The sequence below is a fragment of the Chitinophagaceae bacterium C216 genome, from assembly GCA_028485475.2.
GTDB lineage: Bacteria > Bacteroidota > Bacteroidia > Chitinophagales > Chitinophagaceae > Niabella > Niabella composti.
This window is the reverse complement of sequence record CP144143.1, coordinates 237,382-258,328: the sequence shown is the minus strand read 5'-3', so window position 1 is coordinate 258,328 and position 20,947 is coordinate 237,382. Positions and strand designations below refer to the sequence as shown.

Below are 20,947 nucleotides of genomic sequence, written 5' to 3'. Positions count from 1 at the left end.
TGTTTATATAAGGCAATGTTACATGGCGTTGTTATTTTCACATGCTCATTACCAGCTAAAGAATTATTATATTTATTGTATGAATGATATAAAGAGTGTGTCTTTTAAAAACCATTATCCATGCAATTCAGCTACAAGGATTTATTGACGGTAACTTTTACTCTGTTTGCAATCATCGATATTATCGGCTCCATTCCGATTCTGATATCGATTAAAAATAAAGCGGGAGGTATTCGCGAATTGCGGGTAACGGTCATTGCCGGCGTGCTCATGATACTCTTTCTGTTTATGGGAGGCCCCATATTGGATATACTGGGGCTAGATGTAAAATCCTTTGCTGTGGCGGGCTCCATAGTTATATTCATTCTGGGGCTGGAAATGGTATTGGGAGTAGAGTTTTTTAAATCGGATGACGATGTAAAAGCAGCTACAATAGTGCCTCTTGCATTTCCACTCATTGCAGGCTCGGGAACTCTTACTACTATTATGTCGCTTAAAGCGAATTATCAGATACAGGTCATTCTGGCGGCTATTGTTATAAATCTACTGATTATTTACATTGTTCTAAAGTCGCTCAACGGTGTATCCAGATTATTAGGTCCCAGTGGTCTTACAGCCATCAGAAAATTTTTCGGGGTGATATTGCTGGCGATATCCGTTAAAATATTTGCAACTAATGCTGCAGGTTTGATTCATTAGTATTAGCACTGATAGAAAATAATCGTTTAATAGAGGTTGCCTGTAATTTTTTTAGCCTAATTTTGCCGCCCGGAAGAGCCTTCCCCTGATTGTATGTTGGCCTCGTAGTACAATGGATAGTACGCAAGTCTCCGGAACTTGAGATCCCAGTTCGATTCTGGGCGAGGCTACCAATACCTATCTTGTTTTTAGCTTTTCTTTTTTTCTTTTATTTGCTGAAGTGTTGTATTGACATATTGATTATGCTGCTGGGATTTGGGCGTGCCTATTCTTTGTGCGGCGTAAATCCCAGAGTGTCCGCTAAAATAGTAAGCAGTAAAGCAAGCTACAGCATAGTAAAGGATATGATCGCCACCAAACAGCTCTATGCCCATTATGGTGCATGCTATAGGTGTATTGGTAGCTGCCGCGAATACCGCAATAAATCCCAGTCCTGCCATTAGATCGACGGGGGCTCCTGAAAGATCGGCTATGGTATTGCCCAGAGTAGTTCCAATGAAAAACAACGGCGTTACTTCGCCTCCTTTAAAACCGGTACCGATGGTAATAGCAGTAAACAACAGTTTCCACAACCAGCTGAAGGTTGTGGCGCCGCCTTCATTAAAAGAAGACAGTATGGAAACACTGCCTGTATGAGGGTTGGCTACACCAAGACTCAAATAGTCTTCAGTACCCAGTATAGTAGCCAGCAAAATAATAGTCAAGCCTCCTAAAGCTGGAATCATCCATTTTCTATGTACCCATCGATGGCTATAGATTTTTATAAGATGCGTGGTTTCGGCAAACAAGTATCCTGCAAATCCGAAGGCAACACCGGCTACAATTACTTTAAGAAGAAGTAATGGATTAATATGAAATAAGACAGGCAAACTATCTGTTTGTTCTGTGAAGCTGATATTGTAAGCCGTATGCTGAATACCCCATGCCGTGCAAACTAGATCGCCCAGTACACTGGCTATAAAACAAGGCATCAGAGCTTTGTATTTAATTTTTCCCAGTGTAATTACTTCCAGTGCGAAAATAGCTCCAGTTACGGGTGTACCAAATACGGCCCCAAATCCGGCAGCTACGCCGCTCATCAACAGAATGCCTGTATCATCGGCAGACAACTTTAGTTTTTTACTAAAGAATTGTGCAATGCTACCACCTATCTGTACGGCAGTGCCTTCACGTCCGGCAGAGCCTCCAAACAAATGGGTAATTACCGTAGTAAATAGCACTAGTGGTGCCATACGCAATGGGATACTTCCAGCGGGATTGTGTATTTCGTTTATGATAAGATTATTGCCTTGCTCGGCATTCTTTCCCCAATGCGTATAAAGCAGGTATATAAAAATCCCCGCTAGTGGAAGTAGGTACAGCAGCCATGGATGTATAAAGCGATAATGGATGGCTACTTCTAGCGACCACAAAAAAAGTGCTACCATAGAGCCTACTACAGCAGCTACAGGAAACACCAGCAGTGTCCATTTTAAAAGATAGGAAGCAATAGCGTACTGCTCGAAAGAAGATTTGAATTGTTTCATGCCTACAAATACTAATAGGTTTAAATGATCAATAAATAACCATAATTTGTAGGCGCCATCAGTTCCGGTGGGGGGAACGGTTCAAATAGGAAGACACCATTTCCTTTTAATGTGAGGCGAAGTTAGGAGTTTTTGAATAAATACATAAAAACCCGATCATGTATGCTGACCGGGTTTCTTTAGAAATACACTAATACATTTTATTGTAACGCTGCCAGAGCGGCTGCATAATTGGGTTCCTGTGTGATTTCCGGAACCTGTTCGGTATAAACAATGGCTCCGTTTTCGTTTGCTACCAACACAGCACGGCTCAGCAAACCCTTGAGGGGAGAGTCTGTTAGTGTTACACCGTAATCTTCTCCAAAGCTTCCTCTGAAGTCGGAAAGAGTTTCCACATTAGCAATACCTTCTGCTGCGCAAAATCTTTTCTGTGCAAAAGGAAGATCTCTTGAAACATTGATTACTACAGTATTTTCCAACTTAGCAGCTTCTTCATTAAACTTCCTTACAGAGGCGGCACAAACGCCTGTGTCTATGCTGGGGAAAATGTTCAATACGATTTTTTTCCCTTTGTAATCTGCAAGTGTTTTTTCACTGAGATCATCTTTTACTAAAGTAAAGTCTTTCAGCTGACTACCTACTGCTGGTAGCGTGCCGGATGTATTAACAGGAGATCCTTTAAAAGTAATTTGTGACATAGTAAATGTTAATTTTTTTTAAGAAACTGTTATTCGAAAAATATTCTGAAAGTCACTAACGAAAAAAATAAAAGAATTAGTATATTAGTTGTGACTATTGATGCAATATCCGAAAAATTAATTGATTGACAACTACTCTTATGGTCTTTTTTACATAATGATAATGAAAAAACAGGAATAATGTGGATGGGAAGAAACAGCTGCTTGAATAAATTAGTGTTGAATCATTAAAAAGCGTTACTTTCAGGGTTAAAAAAATATCACCGAAAAATTTTGTTGTAATTTATTTTTTGTTAGAATTGTACTCTTATTTTTTCAAGAGCTTAAATATTTAAAAACTAAAAAACTAAGATCATGGCTGAAAATCAAGCTAAGCCGGTAGCAGCGGCAACGACTTCTGTGCAACCTAAAAAGAGTGGAAACCTGATTTCGTGGGTGGCACCTGCATTATGTATTATTGCTGGTTATTGTATTTGGAGATTTGGCATGGGTAATCCTGCAGGGTTTAAATCACCAGATCCAGCGGGAGGTTTTTGGCCGCACCATTTAGGGCCAGTTGATGCGTTCCACAGAATTTACGAAGGTGGTATCATCGTGCCTCTCTTGATTGGTATGCTTTTAATGACCATCGTTTTCGCCATCGAAAGATTCCTTACTATCAGCAAAGCATTAGGTAAAGGAAATATCAGCAACTTTATCCGTAAAGTACAATATCAACTGGCTAACAAAAATGTTGACGCTGCTATTGCAGAGTGCGACAAACAAAAAGGCTCTGTTGGTAATGTAATGAAAGCTGGTCTGCGTCGTTATAAAGAAATGATCAGTGCAACTGACCTCGATACTGAACAAAAAGTAATCGCTATTCAAAAAGAAGTTGAAGAAGCTACAGCCCTGGAATTACCAATGCTTCAGAAAAACCTGGTGTTCCTGTCTACAATCGTATCGTGCGGTACACTGGTAGCGCTGTTAGGTACGGTAATGGGTATGATTCGTTCATTCGCTGCACTGGGTGAATCTGGTGGCGGTGGAGACTCTAGCCAGCTGGCGGTTGGTATCTCTGAAGCGCTGTATAACACAGCTTTGGGTATCGGTACTTCTGCTTTGGCGTTGATATTCTACAACATGCTTACTACAAGAATCGATAATATCACTTATGGTATTGACGAGTCCGGATTTACATTAACTCAATCTTTTGCTTCTCTGTACAAATAATTACACGAGCAAAATTTTGTAACTTTTTTATGGAAAATCCGAGTTGTATCGTCTTATAATAAAACAGTGATTTTATATGCCAAAAGTTAAGATAGCCAGGAAATCGACTGATACGGACATGACGCCCTTCGTGGACATCGCGTTCCTTATCCTGTCGTTTTTCATCATGGCAACGAAATTTAAACCACCGGAGGCGGTACCTATTACTACGCCGAACTCGGTGTCTTCGCAAAGATTGCCTGAGAACGATGCTGTAATGATCAGCATTGATAAGGATGATAAAGTATATTTCTCTATCATGGCTCAAAAAGACCCTCAAATAGCGAGGGATATTATCAAAGCTGCCGCTGAAGCCAGAAATATTCCAATTTCGGATGAGCAGGCTGCTAACTATATCTCTGGAGACATGATAGGTGTACCCTTTAGCAAACTAGGACCATTCCTAGCACTTTCTAAAGATCAAAAAAGGTCTTACGTTCAGGAAGGTATTCCGGTAAAAGATTCAGCGAACAATGAATTGTATTACTGGATTGCTGCGACTCGTACTGTTTACATGGGTAAAACCGTGAAATTCCTTATTAAAGGGGATAATGTGTCTAAATACCCTGCTTTCAAAGCAGTAATAGATGCATTGAAGAAAAACGATGAGCAGAAGTACAACCTAGTAACCATGCCGGAAGGAGCTCCTGAAGGAACACCGCTATGGTACGAGCGTAATGCTAAAAAGAATTAATAATCGTTTAACTCCAAAAACTGAAAAGTTATGGCAAGTTTAGATACTGGTGATGACGGCGGACACAAAAAAGGTCCTGGCGTTAAGAAAGCCAAAAAGCTGAGCACCAAGGTGGATATGACACCCATGGTGGACTTGGGGTTCCTGCTGATCACCTTCTTCATATTCACCTCGACCATGAGCTCTCCTACTACAATGGACCTGAACATGCCAAAGGATACTGAAAAGCAGGAAGAGCAAACTAAGGTGAAAATGTCAGGAGCGCTTACAATTTTGTTAGCGAAAGATAATAGCATCTTCTATTACGAGGGAGAACTGACCAATGAAAACGCAAGTCAGATCTTTAAATCCTCTAACTTTAATGAAATCAGAGATGTTATCATCAACAAAAAGAAGGAGGTAGAATCCAGATACGTTCCGGACCCCGCTTGCGAGGCTAAAGCCAAGGCTGACGGAAAAGATCCCAACGACTGTCGTCAAAAGGATTTCTTCGTACTGATTAAACCTACAGATGATGCAAATTATAAAGGAGTGATCGACATTCTGGATGAGATGACCATCAACAAAGTATCACGCTATGCATTGTTGGAGCCATTTGAAACAGAATTAGATCTTGTAAATGCGTCAGTAGGCTCAGCTGCTGCTGGACAATAACCGTCTTTTTGTGGAATGTGAGCATTTTTGCATCTCAATATTAACAAACTTAAAAAGTAATGGAAGCTAATAAAATATTAACCACTGACTTTTTGGACCTTCTTTTTGAGGGTCGCAATAAAAGTTATGGTGCATATGAGCTTCGTAAAACCTATCCGAAAAGGTTGTGGTTGGCTTTGGCATTCACCGCCCTTGCTCTTGTAGTGATTGCGGGAATAGCCATTGTAAAAAGCCAACTAAAACCGGCGGTAGACAACGAAGCCGTAAAAATCAATGAGGTTACGATTCAAAACATTCAACAGGAGAAGCCGGAGGAACCACCACCCCCTCCACCACCGCCGCCACCCAAACAGGCACCTCCACCCCAAATTGAAATGAAACAGTTCACACCTCCTAAAATCGTAAAAGATGAAGAGGTGAAGGAACCACCACCCGCAGTGGAAGAGTTGAAGGAAACCAAAATTGGTACCATCAACCAAGAGGGTATTAAAGATATTGGTATCGTTACCCCGCCAGCTGCAGTGGATGCCGGTAAAGGTCTGGTGCAGGCTAAACCTGTAGAAAAAGAACCTGAAGTATTTACCAAAGTAGAGGTAGATGCTTCTTATCCGGGTAACTGGGTAAACTTTCTGCAAAGAAACTTGGATTCTCAGGTGCCTGTAGAAAATGGTGCTCCTCCCGGAAACTACACGGTGATAATCCAATTCATTGTGGATGTAACCGGTACTGTAAGTGATGTGAAGGCTTTGACTAACGTGGGTTACGGAATGGAGCAGGAAGCCATTCGGGTAATTAAAAAGTCCGGTAAATGGAAACCTGCGATTCAGAATGGACGTGAAGTAAAAGCTTACAGAAAGCAGCCGATTACCTTCCAGGTGGTTGAGCAGTAAATATGACTAATGATCTTAAAGGTTTTAAGTAGTTTTAAAATCCCGCTTTTTCAGGCGGGATTTTTTATTATTTCTATCTTCCCCAGCCGCTCACAATCGACGATATATGCAGGTTGACTCGTTTATTGTCGATATCGTCAAGAGAATTTATTGGAAGGACCTGTGCAGTAGCCTTTTGAATGTAAAGAAAGGAGTTATTTAATTCTTATTTACAATGAGAAGACTAAGTCTTAAACAGGGGAAAGTTATTTATTGCATTAATCCTGTTACGCCATAAGATAGATAGGAGGATTGTATGTTATAAGCTGTGGCGTTTGATAGCACCGATTGATAATCTTAAAAAAAAGCAGGTATATTTACCTGCGTTTTTGAGTTGAAATACTGTATAATTAGTTTCTATATTCAGGATTAATCAGCATCTGAATAGATTCGTTAAGCATTTCATTTTTCTTGGACATAAAAGTTTCCATTTGCTCCACCGGGAGTTTCAGCTGGTACGAGTTATTGGCGGCCAAAACCTGCTCGAAATTAGGATTTAGCTGATTGAATGTTTCCTCATCCATACCCAGATATTTTACAATGGCTTTCACTTTATATCGGCCATTGATAGTCTGAACTTTCACGTCTTTGTGAGTTGCCTCGTCCTTTACAGTTTCCATCATTGCTAACGCTTTTTCTTTGGATACTGTGGTTACACCACCTTTTCCTTCCATGATATAGTGTGTAGCAATGAATTTTTTCACATGATTACGGCTTTCTGCGGGAAGATGGTATTGCAGTTTCCAGAAGTCACTAGAACCGGCTTTTGCGATGGCCGAATTCACTCTTCCAGGACCGCAGTTATAAGCAGCTACTACCAATAACCAGTCGCCATAGATGTCAAACAGGTAATTAAGATATTTAGCTGCAGCTTTTGTACTTTTTAGATAATCTCTTCTTTCATCTACGCGGCGATCCACTCGAAGCCCCAATGTTCGGGCTGTAGCTGGCATAAACTGCCAAGGGCCCACAGCACCTGCCCAAGAAACCGCTGAAGCACGAAGATGCGATTCAATTACAGCAAGATATTTCATTTGTTTGGGCACATTATTTTGGGTGAGCACATCATCCATCATATCAAAATAAGGGCGTGCCCAATTTTGCATGTCCATTAGAGATTCATAGTGTTTTTCTATATAATCCTGGACAAAACTAAGTGCCTGCGGGTTGAGATGATCGAAATTAATATTCTTTATACTCGATGATGCTGAGTTAAGCGCGTTGGTATTCTCAAATACGTTTTTAAACCCATCTTTGGGATCCGCCTTTTTTACCGATGAGGCCGCATTATTAGCGGTAACAGGGTTTGCTGTTACCAGCGGATTAATTTGAGCAAATGAAAGTGTGGAAAGAGCAGAAAATACCACCACCAATCCATAGCGCCTTGATGTCTTTTTACTACTTGTCATTCCTTTTAGATGTTTTAAAGAAGTCAAAGGTTGTTTGGTATTTTGCTCCCTTAATAACGTTTAATTAGCCAAAATATTGTGGCTGAAAGAAAGCAAAGGTAACTCATTAAAATGAGATGACATGAGTTGCAGGCCAAAAGGCATATGGTATCGCGAATGCTGGAAAAGCGGCAAGGCAATCCCCGGCACCCCGGTTAAATTAGCCATAACTGTATATATATCAGCTATATACATCGATATAGGGTCCGTCATTTTTTCCCCAATTTTAAAGGCTACTGAGGGAGCCGTAGGCATACAGATAAAATCGAAATCATTGAAAATCAATGTTAACTTATTTGTTAAAAGTTTCCTTACTTTTTGTGCTTGAGTGAAATAAGCATCGTAATATCCCGAGCTGAGCACAAAATTACCCAGCATAATGCGCCTTTTCACTTCCCAGCCGAAACCTGCCGAACGGTTGTTTTTGTAAAATATATCCAAATCCGCGTCGTTCTGTACCGGATGTCGGTATCCATATTTTACACCATCGTATCTTGACAGGTTGGATGCAGCTTCTGCAGTAGTAAGAATATAGTACGCCGGAACAATGTAATCCAGTAGATCAAAGGTAACCGGTGCAACAGTATGTCCCTGAGTTTGCCACTCTTCCAATTTATTTTTAATTGCTGCACCAATTTCTGGGTCAAGGCTTTCGTGGTTCAAAGCTTCAGGGAAATAGGCTATTTTATAGCTTTTTTGCTCTTTTTTTAGCTCTTTTGAATATTGGGGAACCGGTTTCAGCGATACAGTGCTGTCGTATTCATCTGGACCGGCAATTACTTCGAGCAATAATGCGGCATCGGGTATATTTTGGGAAAATATTCCAATTTGATCAAAAGAAGATGCATAGGCAATCAATCCGTATCGGGAGATGCGGCCATAAGTAGGTTTCAGTCCAACAATCCCACAAAAATCGGCAGGCTGACGTACCGAGCCTCCTGTGTCTGATCCTAGAGAGGCCATACACAAACCGGCCTGTACGGCCACAGCTGACCCTCCAGAAGATCCTCCGGAAATGCGGGTTTCATCTGCGGCGTTGAGCACTTTCCCGTAAACAGAGTTCTCATTGGTGGAGCCCATAGCAAACTCGTCACAGTTGAGTCGCCCAATGATAATAGCTCCTTCGGCTAATAACCGTTCTACAGCAGTGGCAGAAAATACAGCAGTAAATCCTTCTAGAATTTTGGATGCGGCGGTTACTTTATGGCCTTTATGGCATATAACATCTTTAATACCGATAACAACACCATGGAGTTTGCCTTTTGGAGCGGTGGATGCATCCAGTTCTTTGGCACGAGCTCTGGCTTCATCGGCATATACTTCTACAAAAGCATTCAAATGCTTTTTGGCTTCAATCGCAGCCAGGTATTCCTCCACAGTAGCTAAACAGGAGGTACTACCTTCTTCCAGTCTTTTATGATAATCTGCAATAGATATAAAATCCGGCAAGAGGTTATGCTTTGAAAGTCAATAAAATAAACGAAATAGAATACTGTTATTCAGGCTTTTTAGGTTCGCTAGAAATAGTATTGGCTGTTTCTTCCAGCTCTCTCTTTACATTATCCTTAGCGTCGTTGAACTCACGCACGCCTTTACCCAACCCTCTCATCAGCTCGGGAATTTTACGGCCACCGAATAACAGTAACACAATTATTGCAATGATAATAACCTCGTTAGTACCTAAAGCTAAAAGTTGAACACTTGTCATGATTGATAAAATTAGTTATCAAAGATACGAGAAGAATGGCTATGCCGGTTGTTTAGTATTTTAAAAATTTTCAAATAGTCAACAATCCTATATATAAAAATCCCGCATTAAGCGGGATTTTTATATGAGATTTATAATATTTTAAAACTGATTTATGCTTTATCAGCTGCAGCAGCAACTGCCATACGTTTTTCACGAATACGAGCGCTCTTACCACTTCTTTTTCTTTGGTAGTAAAGTTTAGCTCTATGTACTTGCCCTACTTTATTAACTACGATGGATTCAATATTAGGAGAAGCGTAAGGGAATACTCTTTCTACTCCGATACCATCAGAAATTTTTCTTACAGTAAAGGTAGCAGTACTTCCAGTTCCTTGTTTTTTAATCACATCACCTTTGAAAGACTGGATACGCTCTTTATTTCCTTCTATAATTCTGTAATTTACAGTAATATTATCACCTGCTTTGAAAGCGGGGAAGTTCTTTTTTTGAGTCAATTGCTCATGAACGAAAGCTACTGCGCTGCTCATAACTTTATTTTTAAGGACTGCAAAGGTAAGGGGAATTTATCAAAAATCCACCCCCTGTGATAAAAACTTTTTGCTGAGAGGGTGTTTTTATATCTCGCTCAGCATTTCGGTACTCTTTTTTTCGACCTGTTGCTGACTGCATTTATATTTTACGATGCGCTTACCCGTAACCAGTACCGTCAGGGCCGTAAAGGCGCATAAAGCCATTACAAATGCCATGGGAATGGCAGTTTCGTTGTGAAAAATACTTACCAGTGCCGAGGAAAGTGTACCGGCTAACATCTGAATACATCCCATCAGGGCCGATGCGCTACCTGCATTCTGCTCGAAAGGGGCTATGGCAATGGCCGAAGCGTTGGGGAAAGTAAAGCCTTGGCAGGCCAGAAAAATACAGCAAATTACCACGCTGCTGTTAAGTCCCCACCAATGCCATATGAATCCTGCCAACAGCAATAATCCGGTAAAGCATTGCAGCAGAATGGCACGGGGCACGATTTTTTGGCTGGTAGTGAACCTTAATATTTGTGCGTTGATCTGAGTTGCTAATATCAACCCGCCCGCAACAATGGAAAATATCCACCCGTATTGCTCCTCGCTGGCCCCAAAGATTTCCATAAAAACATGTGGCGAACCGGCGATGTAGGCATACAAGCCTGCAGCCGTAAAAGCTCCGGTTATCGCATAAATAACGAACTGCGATTGTCTGAACACGTCAGCAAATTTTCCTAAAATAGCCTTAGGAGCCAAAGAATAATTGGGGTTAGGCTTTTTGCTTTCTGGCAAGATGGTGATGCAAAGCACCAGAATTATTACACCAATGAGCACTAGCGCTCCGAAAACATACCTCCAGCCCAATACTGCAGTAATATAACCACCTAATGTAGGGGCTATAATAGGTGATACTCCTACCACCAGCATCAAAAGGGAAAAGATTTTTGCATTTTCTTCCACATCAAACAGGTCACGTACCATGGCCCTTGAAGCTACCATACCCACACAACCTCCAATAGCCTGTAGAAAACGTAACCCTATAAGCATATGTACCGAAGTGGCCAGTGCACAACCGAGTGTAGCAAGAATGTAAAGCGAGAGCCCGAAATACAGCGGTTTTTTACGACCATATTTGTCCAATAAGGGGCCGTAAATCAACTGGCCGGATGAAATACCGATGAAAAAGCTGGAAAGCGTCAAGGATATATTACTTACATCCGTATTTAATTCTTTAGCAATACTGGGGAACCCCGGCAAATACATGTCGATCGAAAAGGGGCCGATTGCACTCAACAATCCTAGAATGAATATTTTTACAGCTTTGTTATTGCCCTTCATATTTTATGCTCATTTTTATCGGGCAAGCATCGGAATAAATAATTATGCAGATAGAATATTCTGTTCACGGTTTTTCAGATATTCGGTAATGAAGGAAGAGAATATAATTCTGCACCGGTTAGAGCGGCAATATTATTCAATTTAAATTAATTGCTGAAATAAAATATACACACTGTGTGATGCCGAAACGCTTTCCCGTAATGTACTTTTGTAAGATTATCACACAATAACAAAGCATGTTACGAATTTGTTGGATTCTCGTATGGATATTATCAATAACCCCGACTATTCGGGGCCAGAATGCTTATGTAGATTCTTTGTTAAATGCTATTGTAGGCTTGCAGAAAAGTAAGTCGGATATTTATTATAATGCTGGCTTGTTTCCTTCCCAACGTTGTTATTTAGGATTTCGGTATAACGAAAAAGAAGATGATAATATATTTTTTACCGGTCTTATTGTATGGACTTTGAAAAGCATTCGCGATGCACTATCCTTGCAAAATCAGCAATTGGTAGACAGCATTGCAGCGCGTGCAATTGTTAATTATCCTTTATACAGAAACAAAGAAGGAGGGCCCACTTACAATTTTTGGCAGACGAATCCTTCTAGGCACTTTCCTAACAGTAAATATTTTTCCAGCAGAAGCAAATATATTTTGCCCGATGACTTAGATGATACGGCCATTATTTACCTTTCTGCTGATTTTCCCGACAGCCTTAAACAGGCCGTCAAACAGTTGATCGCTCGCCATGCTAATGGCAATACCTTACGTATTAGAAATACCTACAAGCGCTATAAGAATCGTAAAGCCTATGCTACCTGGTTTGGCAAAAACATGCCAATAGATTTTGACATCTGTGTACAGGCAAATGGGCTGAGATTTGTGCTGGATAATGGGTTTCCATTAGGGGCACATGATAGCGCCACCATCCACCTCATTAGCGATATGGTACGAGCAGGCTTGCATATAAAGCGACCGCCTTATGTGGCACCGCATTATCAAGATGCGGCGATTATTTTATACCATCTATCGCGTTTGGTGGCTGCACATCCTCAATTGCCTGAACTAGCTGCTTTGAAACCCTTACTGATTAGGGATATTCAAAAAGAATTATTAAAAACAAACGCCGGGATGCGAGCTGTGTTATTGCAAACTTCATTACTCAGGTTAGGAGTGCCTGTATTAACGCGTATACAGCTTTTGGAGCAAGATTTGGACGATTTTTATTTTTTTGTAGCCAATATGACATCTGTGTTTCCTAATCCTATTAAGGGAATTTTTGCCAAAAGCCGCAAAATCAATTTTTATTATAAATGTCGTGCGTACTATTTGGCATTATTGCTGGAACATGAAATGTATAGGCTAGCGAGTAGTAGAACCGAGCAACAATGATACTGCATAAAAAGAAAGAGGAGCTTTAAGCTCCTCTTTTGATATATTTTTTTATTTGACGGTCTGAATAAATTATCTGGCCACGTTTACAGCTCTCTTCTCGCGGATGACAGTAACTTTTATTTGTCCGGGGAAGGTCATTTCCGACTGAATTCTTTGTGCAATCTCGAAGGAGAGCCTGTCACTATCTTGGTCAGTTACTTTGTCCGATTCTACAATAACACGCAGCTCGCGTCCCGCTTGAATTGCGTAAGCTTTTTCTACACCTGGATAGCTTACAGCGAGATTTTCGAGGTCTTTAATGCGTTGCAGATATTGCTGCATAATTTCGCGGCGGGCTCCCGGACGGGCACCACTAATGGCGTCGCAAGCCTGCACAATAGGAGCAATAATGTATTTCATTTCCACTTCATCGTGGTGAGCGGCAATGGCATTTACCACTGCAGGGCTTTCGCCATATTTTTCGGCCAACTTAGCACCCAGCAGTGCGTGGCTCAGCTCGCTTTCTTCATCAGGTACTTTACCAATATCGTGTAATAAACCGGCGCGTTTAGCCAGTTTGGGGTTCAATCCCAGCTCGGCAGCCATCGTAGCACAAAGATTAGCAGTTTCACGGCTGTGCATGAGCAGATTTTGTCCGTATGAAGAACGATAGCGCATGCGCCCTACCATTCTTACCAGTTCTTTATGCAGACCGTGAATGCCTAAATCGATAACGGTGCGTTCGCCGATTTCCATTACCTGTTCTTCGATCTGTTTGCGGGTTTTTTCTACCACTTCCTCGATGCGTGCCGGGTGGATACGACCATCTGTCACCAAGCGTTGTAAACTAAGTCGGGCAATCTCACGGCGAAGCGGGTCAAAGCAGGACAATAAAATAGCTTCTGGGGTATCGTCCACAATCAGGTCTACTCCAGTAGCGGCTTCCAACGCACGAATATTACGACCTTCACGACCGATAATTTGTCCTTTTACCTCATCACTTTCCAGATTGAAAACGGTAATTGAGTTTTCAATGGCTTGTTCCGCAGCAGTACGCTGAATGGTTTGAATAATAATTTTACGGGCTTCTTTATTTGCTTTCTGTTTTGCCTCGTCAATAATTTCCTGCTGAATGCCGATTGCCTGTGTTATTGCTTCGTTTTTAAGAGTTTCTATCAGTTGGCTTTTGGCTTCTTCTGCAGTAAGCGAAGCAATTTTTTCCAGACGCCGGATATGTTCTTCCTGGTGTTTCTCCAGCTCTGTGCGTTTTTTATTGACGATTTCGATTTGTTTGTTAAGGTTTTCCTTAATAACGTCGTTGTCTTTAACCTGTTTTTCCAGCGTCAATTCTTTTTGAATTAACAGCTGTTCTCTTTGTCTAATGCGGTTTTCGGTTTCGGCAAGTTTGCGATTGCGCTCATTTACTTCTTTATCATGAGCTGATTTTAAAGAAACGATTTTTTCCTTCGCCTGTAATTCTTTTTCTTTTCTAATATTTTCAGCTCTTAATTCAGCCTCTTTTATGATAGTTTGCGCTTTTAATTCCGCTTCCTGAATCTTTTCTTTTGTGCTTTTAGCAAAAATAAATTTACCCGCTATAATGCCAACCAGTAGGGCAACCACAGCCACTATAACAAAACTTATTATGGGATCCATTAAAATTCATTTTTAAATTTTCTTAACAAATAATACTACCTATCTATATAAAATTACGTCACTACCACGACACTTATGGCAGTGGGCGAAGATAAAATAAATTTGGGATTTAATATGTGCCCAACCTTACTTCTTGGAATAAGGGAGAGGATTAGAATTTGGCTTCAATACTCCTCGTTTTTCCATTGCTGAAGACGCTGCGAAGGTGTGAGGGTAAAAAAGAAAGGCTCTTTTAACGGTTATGGTTACGGTATTTATTTTTCCAGTTCTTCCTCAATAACCGATTCGATTTGTTGTAATTGAGATAAAAGTAGGCTTTCATTGGCAAGGGATACGGACTTATTGGCGCTTTCGGTTACAAACCACACCAGTACCATGGAAAGATAATCCTGCATATCTTTTCCGGGGATGGTGGTTTTGAACTCCATTATTTTATCATTGATAAGCTTTACAGATTGTCTTACAACCTGTTCATCGTCGGGGAGCATCTGTACCCGGTAAATTCTATCGGCAATATTGATATTTGCAGGGATGAGATTTTTTTGTTCCATGGCAGTGGGTTAAAGTGATTACAAATCTTGTAATACCGGACATTATACACTAAGCAGTGCAATACACTTATCTATTTCCTTGATATACCCGTTGATCTTTTTTTCAAAGGCTTTCTTTTCTTCAGGATCCATTAAGGCCTGGCTGTACTTACGGGCATCCAGCTGATGTTGTAGAGATTCAGCCAGCTTAGAGGCTTCGGTTACTTGCTGACGGGCCTCCGCCAGCGCGTCTTTTAACTGCTGGTTCTCTTTTTTTAAGGCAGCATGCTGTTTTAGGAGTAATTGCAGCTTTTCCTGTATGTCTTTTATTTTGTTTTCAAGAACTTCGGACATAGGCTTGTATTTTAAGGAGTAGTGCATCCTCCAACAAGGGCTGCATGCACTACTGCCATTATTTTCTTATTTCTGCCTGCAAATCTCTTTCCAAACTTTGAATAATCTTGTTCATCCAGCCGTCAATTTCACTATCGGTAAGGGTTTTTGCCTCGTCCAGGAAGGTGAAATTGATGGCAATCGACTTTTTATCAGCGCCCAATTTTTCACTTTCAAAAATATCGAAGAGTTGGATGGATTGTAGTTTTTTAAGATTTAATTTTTTTACCTGCTCTTCTACTGCGGCATAAGGCAGCGATTTGGGGATGACTACTGCAATATCTCGCTGAACTGAAGGGAACTTGGGTAATGGTTGAAACTGTACTTGATGGTTTTTTACTTTTTTCAATAGCAGCTCCCAGTTCAGGTCGGCAAAAAATACCGATTGTTTAATGTCAAATTGCGCAAGTTTGTTTTTATGAATTAAACCTAATCGGCCGATTTCATCCTTTCCTGCCAATAAGGACAGACCATACTGCAGGGTGGGATCATTAGTTTCTTGATAAGTGAAATTTGTAAGGCCGGTCAGATATAATACTTTTTCTACAACTCCTTTGAGCGTATATAGGTCATTAGCCGGAGCTTTGCCTTTCCAAGAATCGGCGTGTTTTTTTCCGGTGAGATAGCAACAGAGATGTTCTGTTTCGTTAAAAGCCCCTTTGTTATTGACACTATAAATTTTCCCAAATTCAAACAGCTTTAGATTTTCATTTTTACGGTTGAGGTTATAGGAAACTACTTCTAGACCGGTTTCCGTCATCCTTGGCCGAAGAATGTTCAATTCTGCGCTCAAGCTATTCTTCATTTTTACTGCTGCAGCCAGTTCTTCTTCGGAGAAATAAGCCTTATTAGTGATGGAGTTGGTAAGTATTTCATTAAAGCCGAGACCAGCAAGGTAAAAGGCTACTTTTTCCTTTAGTTGTTCTGCTGCATAGTGCTCCTCTACTGCGGGTGTCATGGTAATGGAGCTAGGATTAGGAATGTTGTCTAGTCCATCTATACGTAGAATTTCCTCCACAATATCCGCGGGCAGACTGATGTCGGGTTTGTGATACGGTACTTCGATGGTTAAAGAATCGATATCTTCTTTCTCAATAGAAAATCCTAATGTTTTCAATATTTTTTTTACTGCATCAGGATGATAGTTTTTGCCACTAAGCTTTTTGAGGTAGTGGTATTTCAAAATGATGGAAGTTTTGGGTTTTTCTTCCGGATAGATATCGATAATATCTGATGCGATTTCACCGCCACACAATTCCAATATAAGAGCGGTAGCTCTTTTCAGCACGTCGACAGTGGCTGCAATATCGGTTCCTTTTTCGAAGCGTGTAGCCGCATCGGTTCTTAAGCCATGGGCAAAGGATGTTTTGCGAATGCTTACACTGTCGAAACAAGCACTTTCCAAGAAAATGTTTTTGGTACTTTCGGTTACCCCGCTATTAGCACCACCATATACACCGGCAATACACATGCCGGTTTCGGCGTTGCATATCATTAGGTCGGAAGCCAATAGTTTTCTTTCCTTGCCATCCAGCGTAACGAAAGGTGTGCCTTCCGGCAGCGTTTTAACAATGACTTTATTGCCTACAATCTTGTCCGCATCGAAGGCATGTAAAGGCTGTCCGGTTTCATGGAGGATAAAATTAGTAATGTCAACAATGTTATTAATAGACTTAACGCCGATGGCTTTAAGTTTATTTTGCAGCCATACTGGGCTGGGTCCGATAGTTACATTATTAATGCAGATACCGCTGTATCTAGGACAAGCAGCCGTATTTTCTACCGATACTTCAATAGGGCTTTTTCCTTTGAAGGGGGGAAGTTTAGCAATTTCTGGTAGTTTGGGAGAAACGGTTTTCTTATCGTGATGAGCTAAGTAAGCAGCAACATCTCTTGCTACACCCCAGTGGCTCATCGCATCCATACGATTAGGTGTAAGCCCTATCTCGAAAATTGTGTCATTGTAAATTTCAAATAAATTGGCTACAGGCGTGCCGGGTTTGACATCAGCAGGCAATACCAGAATACCATCGTGCGAGGTTCCCAGCCCAATTTCGTCTTCGGCACAAATCATCCCTTCACTTTCTTCGCCACGTATTTTAGCACGCTTCATAGTAACGGGTTCTCCGTCGGTGGGGTATATTGTTACACCTACGGGTGCTACTACTACTTTTTGTCCAGCTGCCACATTAGGGGCTCCGCACACAATTTTTAAGGTTGTAGACCCAATATCCACGGTAGTCAGTTTCAGCTTATCTGCATTAGGATGCTTCTCGCAGGTAAGCACTTCACCTACAACAAGGCCTTTCAAGCCTCCTTTATGCGACTCGTATGTTTCTACAGCTTCTACTTCCAGTCCTATTGAGGTAAGAATCTGGCTCAGCCTTTCGGGTTGCACCGGTTCCGGCAGATACTCGCTTAGCCAATTATATGAAATAGTCATCTTCTGAAATATGTTTTTGTTTGAAGGATATCCCTTCAGGGAGCCGCAAAGATAAGCAATTGGCTGCTAGTGGGCGCTGCGAAGCAGTGCAATACGGTAAAACAAAAACTTCTCTAAATTTTGGAAAGAAGGAGTCCACGCTAATGATGAGTGAGGAGGCAAGCTTAAGAGCTAGCGTTATCAAAATAATTCTCTTTGGGATGTTTAAAAATGTGAAGAATGGTGATGTGAACATATTTATAGCACTTAATGAGAGTATATGAACGGAGTACTCATTGTATGTTTTTGAATGTTATTAAAGATGTAGATGAATGCTATAAATCCTAGTAAATACGGGTTTTCATAAATAGTAGTTTATACATCCACCTAAATGATGTATATTGAGTGATAAACACGACGACATGTAAAAAATAGATTGGCAAACCATCGGATGCTGTAGTATCGGAAATCAGGGTGCTTGAGGTTTTTGCTATTATTACAGAATGTGAATATATCAATAATTTGTAATATAGAATCTTTGCTATATCAATTATTGTACGAAATATATAAAAGCTTGAACATGTGAATAACCTTCTTTTTTCTGTATATAAAATGTTTGGAAATAAAGATTTTTTTCTACCCTTTTTTGAGTCTAAATTCGCCCTCTGAGATAAGGGTATCGCAACCACCACAACAAACATTTTTACAGAAATATAAGTTGGATGGCACCCGTGGATCGTTGGTAAAAACTAATGATAGGAATTTTGTCGCTGTTAATGAACAATGGATTTAACGAATCTAAATAAAAAAGAAAGAAAGCAAAAGAGGCGTACGGCTGTAGACCTAGGCACTATGGTCTATGGGAAAGTACCACCACAGGCGCGAGAACTGGAGGAGGCGGTTTTGGGCGCCATAATGCTGGAGAAAAATGCTTTTGATGCTGTAATTGAAATACTGAAGCCTGAGTGTTTTTACGTTGATGCCCATCAGCGTATTTTCAGGGCGATGCAGTCTCTGGCGAATAAGAGCCAGCCTATAGATATACTTACCGTAGTAGAAGAACTGAAGAGCCGAGAGGAACTGGAGATGGTAGGTGGACCTTATTACGTAACCAAGCTTACTAATGCAGTAGTTTCTGCTGCCAATATAGAATCGCATGCTCGTATCATTCTGCAGAAATTTATCCAGCGAGAGTTGATACGTATCAGTGGCGAAATCATCAACGATGCTTATGAGGATAGCACTGACGTGTTTGAGCTACTTGATGATGCCGAGGCCAAATTGTTTGAAATTACCAATTCACATTTGCGTAGCAGTATTCAGCCGGTAGACTCTGTGCTGGTACAGACCATTCAGCGTATTGAAGATCTCCGACATCGGAATGAAGATATAACCGGCGTACCGAGTGGTTTTAAAACCTTGGATAAAGTAACCTACGGATGGCAGAACAGCGACCTGATCATTCTGGCGGCGCGACCTGCGGTGGGTAAAACTGCATTTGCTCTCAATCTGGCTAGAAATGCAGCACTGAATCCTTCAAAACCTACGGCCGTAGCATTCTTTTCTCTTGAAATGAGTGCGAGCCAGCTAGTACAACGTATCTTGGCTGCCGAGAGTGAAATTAATCTGGAGAAAATTGCGCGTGGTAAAATGGAAGAGCATGAGATGAAGCAATTATACACAAAAGGTATTCAACGCTTGTCTCAGGCTCCATTGTTTATCGATGATACGCCTGCTTTGAATATTTTTGAATTGCGCGCTAAATGTCGCAAGCTAAAAAATAAGCATAATGTAGGGTTGGTGATTATCGACTATTTACAGTTGATGAGTGGAACAGGGGATAACCGCAATGCCAACCGGGAACAGGAAATTAGTAACATTAGCCGTAACCTGAAGGGATTGGCTAAAGAGCTTAATATTCCCATTATTGCGTTGTCGCAGTTAAGCCGGGAGGTGGAAAAACGGGGTGCTAAAGATGGTAGTCGCGTACCTCAACTGAGCGACCTGCGTGAGTCCGGGGCCATTGAACAGGATGCGGACATGGTAATGTTCTTGTACCGTCCAGATTATTACGATATTCATTCTAATGCCGAAGGTGAAGACCAAAGAGGTCTTACCGAGGTAAAAATAGCGAAACACCGTAACGGTTCGCTAGAAACTATTAAACTGAAAGCACTGTTACACATCCAGAAATTTGTTGTATGGGATGAAGATCCGCTCAGTGCAATAGGTTTACCGGGCGGTAACTGGCGTCCGGTGGACGATGACAGTGCCGGAGGTGCGCGTCTGTTCCAAGCGCAGAGCCGCATGAACACCATGACAGATGACGAGCTGGACGATGCTCCTTTCTAAAAAAAATAGAGAAGCATTTTTTTCATCGAAAAACTGAAGATATACTTCCCTGTTTTTACATAAAAGATTATGACCCGAAGGAAAGTGGGGTGGTGTTGGACGAAGATAATTCGCGCCACGCTATTCAAGTACTGAGAATGAAAAACGGCGACTCAGTACATCTTACGGATGGGAAAGGACATCTGCTAACCGCCGTAATCACCAACGATCATAAAAAGCGCTGCGAGGTACGTGTATCGCAGGCAGTTTTAAAACCTAGAACCGGACCGGAAGTTACCATTGCCATTGCTCCTACCAAAAATAACAGCCGCTTTGAGTGGTTTCTTGAAAAAGCTGCAGAACTGGGAGTGAGCCGGGTAATACCGATTGTTACCAAACGTACCGAGAAGCAAAACATCAAAGCAACGAGGGTTGAAAATATTTTAATTAGCGCCATGCTACAAAGCCGCCAAACCTGGCTGGTGGAGACTTGTGAACCGATGCTCTTCGACGCCCTGATGCGTAATGATGTTTATACTGCCATTCAACATAAGTATATTGCACATTGTATAGAGGGAAATAAGGAAGTACTGAAATACACCACTGCTTCATCTATTATTCTTATTGGACCCGAGGGCGATTTTACTCTCCAAGAAGTAGAGGAAGCATTGTCAAAAGGATATCGGCCTGTTACTTTAGGCGATACAAGGCTTAGAACAGAAACTGCAGGCATGGCTGCCGCAGCGCTTTTGCGGATACCTCAATAATGCACA

20 protein-coding genes, 1 tRNA gene and 1 riboswitch are annotated in these 20,947 nt (G+C 41.2%); of the genes, 10 read left to right on the top strand and 11 right to left on the bottom strand.

The features are described from left to right. The first annotated feature begins 120 nt into the window (after nt 1-120). Both PIECOFPK_RS01050 and PIECOFPK_RS01045 read left to right on the top strand, forming a co-directional pair. The gene (locus tag PIECOFPK_RS01050; protein ID WP_330975099.1) at nt 121-699 is read left to right on the top strand and encodes a MarC family protein; all 579 of its coding nucleotides are present in this window, start codon (nt 121-123) and stop codon (nt 697-699) included. A 98-nt stretch (nt 700-797) separates the two neighbouring features. Next, nucleotides 798-872 (top strand) — tRNA-Arg (locus PIECOFPK_RS01045). 15 nt (nt 873-887) lie between these two features. Here the strand turns inward: PIECOFPK_RS01045 and PIECOFPK_RS01040 are convergent. Then, nucleotides 888-2,225: a voltage-gated chloride channel family protein gene (locus PIECOFPK_RS01040; RefSeq protein ID WP_409966307.1), complete on the bottom strand. Its 1,338-nt coding sequence runs from the start codon at nt 2,223-2,225 to the stop codon at nt 888-890. A 42-nt stretch (nt 2,226-2,267) separates the two neighbouring features. Beyond that, nucleotides 2,268-2,338, bottom strand: a riboswitch (Fluoride riboswitch). Nucleotides 2,339-2,425: 87 nt separating this feature from the next. Next, nucleotides 2,426-2,923 carry a thiol peroxidase gene (gene tpx, locus PIECOFPK_RS01035; RefSeq protein ID WP_409966306.1) on the bottom strand — a complete coding sequence of 166 codons (498 nt, stop codon included), beginning with the start codon at nt 2,921-2,923 and terminating at the stop codon, nt 2,426-2,428. A gap of 354 nt (nt 2,924-3,277) precedes the next feature. On the opposite strand from tpx, the gene PIECOFPK_RS01030 reads away from it, so the two are divergent. From PIECOFPK_RS01030 to PIECOFPK_RS01015, 4 genes are all read left to right on the top strand, one after another. After that, complete coding sequence (locus PIECOFPK_RS01030) at nt 3,278-4,135, top strand: MotA/TolQ/ExbB proton channel family protein (RefSeq protein ID WP_330975096.1); 858 nt, start codon at nt 3,278-3,280, stop codon at nt 4,133-4,135. 76 nt (nt 4,136-4,211) lie between these two features. Continuing rightward, a complete protein-coding gene (locus PIECOFPK_RS01025) occupies nt 4,212-4,868 on the top strand; it encodes an ExbD/TolR family protein (RefSeq protein ID WP_330975095.1) in 657 nt (218 codons plus the stop codon). Between the two features lie 30 nt (nt 4,869-4,898). Further along, complete coding sequence (locus PIECOFPK_RS01020; protein WP_330975094.1) at nt 4,899-5,522, top strand: ExbD/TolR family protein; 624 nt, start codon at nt 4,899-4,901, stop codon at nt 5,520-5,522. 59 nt (nt 5,523-5,581) lie between these two features. Then, nucleotides 5,582-6,412: an energy transducer TonB gene (locus PIECOFPK_RS01015; RefSeq protein ID WP_330975093.1), complete on the top strand. Its 831-nt coding sequence runs from the start codon at nt 5,582-5,584 to the stop codon at nt 6,410-6,412. Nucleotides 6,413-6,801: 389 nt separating this feature from the next. Here the strand turns inward: PIECOFPK_RS01015 and PIECOFPK_RS01010 are convergent, their stop codons facing one another. From PIECOFPK_RS01010 to PIECOFPK_RS00990, 5 genes are all read right to left on the bottom strand, one after another. Then, the gene (locus PIECOFPK_RS01010) at nt 6,802-7,860 is read right to left on the bottom strand and encodes a lytic transglycosylase domain-containing protein (protein WP_330975092.1); all 1,059 of its coding nucleotides are present in this window, start codon (nt 7,858-7,860) and stop codon (nt 6,802-6,804) included. A gap of 60 nt (nt 7,861-7,920) precedes the next feature. Further along, nucleotides 7,921-9,348 carry an Asp-tRNA(Asn)/Glu-tRNA(Gln) amidotransferase subunit GatA gene (gatA, locus tag PIECOFPK_RS01005; protein ID WP_409966305.1) on the bottom strand — a complete coding sequence of 476 codons (1,428 nt, stop codon included), beginning with the start codon at nt 9,346-9,348 and terminating at the stop codon, nt 7,921-7,923. A gap of 46 nt (nt 9,349-9,394) precedes the next feature. After that, nucleotides 9,395-9,607: a twin-arginine translocase TatA/TatE family subunit gene (locus tag PIECOFPK_RS01000; protein ID WP_330975090.1), complete on the bottom strand. Its 213-nt coding sequence runs from the start codon at nt 9,605-9,607 to the stop codon at nt 9,395-9,397. Between the two features lie 152 nt (nt 9,608-9,759). Continuing rightward, entirely contained in the window at nt 9,760-10,137 is a 378-nt protein-coding gene (rplS, locus tag PIECOFPK_RS00995; protein WP_409966304.1) for a 50S ribosomal protein L19, read from the bottom strand. Between the two features lie 87 nt (nt 10,138-10,224). Next, nucleotides 10,225-11,466: a multidrug effflux MFS transporter gene (locus tag PIECOFPK_RS00990; protein ID WP_409966303.1), complete on the bottom strand. Its 1,242-nt coding sequence runs from the start codon at nt 11,464-11,466 to the stop codon at nt 10,225-10,227. Nucleotides 11,467-11,702: 236 nt separating this feature from the next. Between PIECOFPK_RS00990 and PIECOFPK_RS00985 the strand changes: the two genes are divergently transcribed. Beyond that, nucleotides 11,703-12,860, top strand: a complete 1,158-nt coding sequence (locus PIECOFPK_RS00985) for a hypothetical protein (protein WP_409966302.1) — start codon at nt 11,703-11,705, stop codon at nt 12,858-12,860. A gap of 72 nt (nt 12,861-12,932) precedes the next feature. Here PIECOFPK_RS00985 and rny read toward each other — a convergent pair whose 3' ends face one another. The 4 genes from rny to pheT form a co-directional block, all read right to left on the bottom strand. Beyond that, nucleotides 12,933-14,498: a ribonuclease Y gene (rny, locus tag PIECOFPK_RS00980; RefSeq protein WP_409966301.1), complete on the bottom strand. Its 1,566-nt coding sequence runs from the start codon at nt 14,496-14,498 to the stop codon at nt 12,933-12,935. A 254-nt stretch (nt 14,499-14,752) separates the two neighbouring features. Beyond that, entirely contained in the window at nt 14,753-15,049 is a 297-nt protein-coding gene (locus tag PIECOFPK_RS00975; RefSeq protein WP_409966300.1) for a cell division protein ZapA, read from the bottom strand. 42 nt (nt 15,050-15,091) lie between these two features. After that, nucleotides 15,092-15,382, bottom strand: coding sequence for a hypothetical protein (locus PIECOFPK_RS00970; protein ID WP_330975084.1), 291 nt, complete (start codon nt 15,380-15,382; stop codon nt 15,092-15,094). Nucleotides 15,383-15,440: 58 nt separating this feature from the next. Beyond that, nucleotides 15,441-17,864, bottom strand: coding sequence for a phenylalanine--tRNA ligase subunit beta (gene pheT / locus PIECOFPK_RS00965; RefSeq protein ID WP_409966299.1), 2,424 nt, complete (start codon nt 17,862-17,864; stop codon nt 15,441-15,443). A gap of 20 nt (nt 17,865-17,884) precedes the next feature. Between pheT and PIECOFPK_RS00960 the strand changes: the two genes are divergently transcribed. The 3 genes from PIECOFPK_RS00960 (at nt 17,885) to PIECOFPK_RS00950 (ending at nt 20,941) form a co-directional block, all read left to right on the top strand. Then, on the top strand, nt 17,885-18,127 hold the full coding sequence (locus tag PIECOFPK_RS00960; RefSeq protein WP_409966298.1) for a hypothetical protein: 243 nt from the start codon (nt 17,885-17,887) through the stop codon (nt 18,125-18,127). 499 nt (nt 18,128-18,626) lie between these two features. Next, on the top strand, nt 18,627-20,195 hold the full coding sequence (gene dnaB, locus PIECOFPK_RS00955; RefSeq protein ID WP_330975081.1) for a replicative DNA helicase: 1,569 nt from the start codon (nt 18,627-18,629) through the stop codon (nt 20,193-20,195). Between the two features lie 5 nt (nt 20,196-20,200). Continuing rightward, the gene (locus PIECOFPK_RS00950) at nt 20,201-20,941 is read left to right on the top strand and encodes an RsmE family RNA methyltransferase (RefSeq protein WP_330975130.1); all 741 of its coding nucleotides are present in this window, start codon (nt 20,201-20,203) and stop codon (nt 20,939-20,941) included. Nucleotides 20,942-20,947 lie beyond the last annotated feature (6 nt).

Excerpts from the sequence above, each read along its gene's own strand:
- rplS (WP_409966304.1), bottom strand. The coding sequence starts at position 10,137 with ATGAGCAGCGCAGTAGCTTTCGTTCATGAGCAATTGACTCAAAAAAAG.
- PIECOFPK_RS01010 (WP_330975092.1), bottom strand. The coding sequence starts at position 7,860 with ATGACAAGTAGTAAAAAGACATCAAGGCGCTATGGATTGGTGGTGGTA.
- PIECOFPK_RS01000 (WP_330975090.1), bottom strand. The coding sequence starts at position 9,607 with ATGACAAGTGTTCAACTTTTAGCTTTAGGTACTAACGAGGTTATTATC.
- PIECOFPK_RS01050 (WP_330975099.1), top strand. The coding sequence starts at position 121 with ATGCAATTCAGCTACAAGGATTTATTGACGGTAACTTTTACTCTGTTT.
- PIECOFPK_RS01015 (WP_330975093.1), top strand. The coding sequence starts at position 5,582 with ATGGAAGCTAATAAAATATTAACCACTGACTTTTTGGACCTTCTTTTT.
- dnaB (WP_330975081.1), top strand. The coding sequence starts at position 18,627 with ATGGATTTAACGAATCTAAATAAAAAAGAAAGAAAGCAAAAGAGGCGT.
- PIECOFPK_RS00990 (WP_409966303.1), bottom strand. The coding sequence starts at position 11,466 with ATGAAGGGCAATAACAAAGCTGTAAAAATATTCATTCTAGGATTGTTG.
- tpx (WP_409966306.1), bottom strand. The coding sequence starts at position 2,923 with ATGTCACAAATTACTTTTAAAGGATCTCCTGTTAATACATCCGGCACG.
- PIECOFPK_RS01025 (WP_330975095.1), top strand. The coding sequence starts at position 4,212 with ATGCCAAAAGTTAAGATAGCCAGGAAATCGACTGATACGGACATGACG.
- PIECOFPK_RS00970 (WP_330975084.1), bottom strand. The coding sequence starts at position 15,382 with ATGTCCGAAGTTCTTGAAAACAAAATAAAAGACATACAGGAAAAGCTG.
- PIECOFPK_RS01040 (WP_409966307.1), bottom strand. The coding sequence starts at position 2,225 with ATGAAACAATTCAAATCTTCTTTCGAGCAGTACGCTATTGCTTCCTAT.
- PIECOFPK_RS01030 (WP_330975096.1), top strand. The coding sequence starts at position 3,278 with ATGGCTGAAAATCAAGCTAAGCCGGTAGCAGCGGCAACGACTTCTGTG.
- PIECOFPK_RS00975 (WP_409966300.1), bottom strand. The coding sequence starts at position 15,049 with ATGGAACAAAAAAATCTCATCCCTGCAAATATCAATATTGCCGATAGA.
- rny (WP_409966301.1), bottom strand. The coding sequence starts at position 14,498 with ATGGATCCCATAATAAGTTTTGTTATAGTGGCTGTGGTTGCCCTACTG.
- pheT (WP_409966299.1), bottom strand. The coding sequence starts at position 17,864 with ATGACTATTTCATATAATTGGCTAAGCGAGTATCTGCCGGAACCGGTG.
- PIECOFPK_RS01020 (WP_330975094.1), top strand. The coding sequence starts at position 4,899 with ATGGCAAGTTTAGATACTGGTGATGACGGCGGACACAAAAAAGGTCCT.
- PIECOFPK_RS00985 (WP_409966302.1), top strand. The coding sequence starts at position 11,703 with ATGTTACGAATTTGTTGGATTCTCGTATGGATATTATCAATAACCCCG.